Consider the following 1,802-nt stretch of genomic DNA (forward strand, 5'->3'; position numbering starts at 1 on the left):
TCAACATGCGTGGGTTCGGGCCTCCAGTGCGTGTTACCGCACCTTCACCCTGGACAGGGGTAGATCACACGGTTTCGGGTCTACGTCCACATACTCATTCGCCCTATTCAGACTCGCTTTCGCTGCGGCTCCGTCTTCTCGACTTAACCTTGCATGTTAAACGTAACTCGCCGGTTCATTCTACAAAAGGCACGCCATCACCCATTAATAGGGCTCTGACTTTTTGTAAGCACACGGTTTCAGGTTCTATTTCACTCCCCTTCCGGGGTGCTTTTCACCTTTCCCTCACGGTACTGTTTCACTATCGGTCGCCAGGTAGTATTTAGCCTTAGCAGATGGTCCTGCTGGATTCATACGGGGTTTCACGTGCCCCGCACTACTCGGGATCCGTCTCGGAGAGAACACAGTTTAGGTTACAGGGCTTTTACCTCTATCGCGGGCCTTTCCAGACCTCTTCACCTACCATATTCCTTTGTAACTCCATGTGAGACGTCCCACAACCCCTAAGAGCAAGCTCTTAGGTTTAGGCTGTTCCGCGTTCGCTCGCCGCTACTGACGGAATCACTATTGTTTTCTCTTCCTCAGGGTACTTAGATGTTTCAGTTCCCCTGGTCTGCCTCTACATCCCCTATGTGTTCAGAGATGAGTAACTGCGAATTACCACAGCTGGGTTTCCCCATTCGGACACCCCCGGATCAAAGCTTGCTTACAGCTCCCCGAGGCAGTTTCGTTGTTCGCCACGTCCTTCGTCGGCTCCTGGCGCCTAGGCATCCTCCGTGTGCTCTTATTAGCTTAACCTTGATTTTTCCTAAGAAAAATCTCACTAATAACATTTACTTGTTTGCACAAGTTGCTAAAAGATGTTCTAAAACGCAAATTCGTTTCGGTATCCAGTTTTCAAGGATCAATGTTTAAAACAGGTATTGAATTAAAATTATGGTGGAGCCAAGCGGGATCGAACCGCTGACCTCCTGCTTGCAAGGCAGGCGCTCTCCCAGCTGAGCTATGGCCCCATAAAAGGATATAATGTCATATGGTGGGCCTTGGTGGACTCGAACCACCGACCTCACCCTTATCAGAGGTGCGCTCTAACCAACTGAGCTAAAAGCCCATATAACATATATAATATTGTGAATCAACCAAAGAATGGTTGTCCGCTTGGCGGCGTCCTACTCTCCCAGGACCCTTCGGTCCAAGTACCATCGGCGCTGGAGGGCTTAACGGTCGTGTTCGGGATGGGTACGTGTGGAACCCCTCCGCTATCGCCACCAAACGCATACGAAAGAGACTTGCTCTTTCAAAACTGAACACGAGTGAGTGTTCGAACCCGAAGGTTCTATAATGGAAGTTTAACTTCCGATTTGAATGTCTTCATTGCAGAAGACGATTCTCCATAGAAAGGAGGTGATCCAGCCGCACCTTCCGATACGGCTACCTTGTTACGACTTCACCCCAATCATCTACCCCACCTTCGGCGGCTGGCTCCCTTGCGGGTTACCCCACCGACTTCGGGTGTTGTAAACTCTCGTGGTGTGACGGGCGGTGTGTACAAGACCCGGGAACGTATTCACCGCGGCATGCTGATCCGCGATTACTAGCAATTCCGACTTCATGCAGGCGAGTTGCAGCCTGCAATCCGAACTGAGACCGGCTTTGATGGGATTGGCTTCACCTCGCGGTTTCGCTTCCCGTTGTACCGGCCATTGTAGTACGTGTGTAGCCCAGGTCATAAGGGGCATGATGATTTGACGTCATCCCCACCTTCCTCCGGTTTGTCACCGGCAGTCACTCTAGAGTGCCCA

2 tRNA genes and 3 rRNA genes are annotated in these 1,802 nt (G+C 51.1%); all 5 read right to left on the reverse strand.

The features are described from left to right. Positions 1-798 (reverse strand): 23S ribosomal RNA (locus ACFWMP_RS31450); the annotation flags it as partial. Between the two features lie 139 nt (positions 799-937). After that, a tRNA-Ala gene (locus tag ACFWMP_RS31455) sits at positions 938-1,013 on the reverse strand. Positions 1,014-1,034: 21 nt separating this feature from the next. Next, positions 1,035-1,111: transfer RNA gene (locus ACFWMP_RS31460), tRNA-Ile, on the reverse strand. Positions 1,112-1,156: 45 nt separating this feature from the next. Next, positions 1,157-1,273 (reverse strand): 5S ribosomal RNA (rrf, locus tag ACFWMP_RS31465). A gap of 124 nt (positions 1,274-1,397) precedes the next feature. Then, positions 1,398-1,802, reverse strand: a 16S ribosomal RNA gene (locus ACFWMP_RS31470); the annotation flags it as partial.

This window comes from Paenibacillus sp. NPDC058367 (genome assembly GCF_042723305.1).
Classification (GTDB): domain Bacteria; phylum Bacillota; class Bacilli; order Paenibacillales; family Paenibacillaceae; genus Paenibacillus_AQ.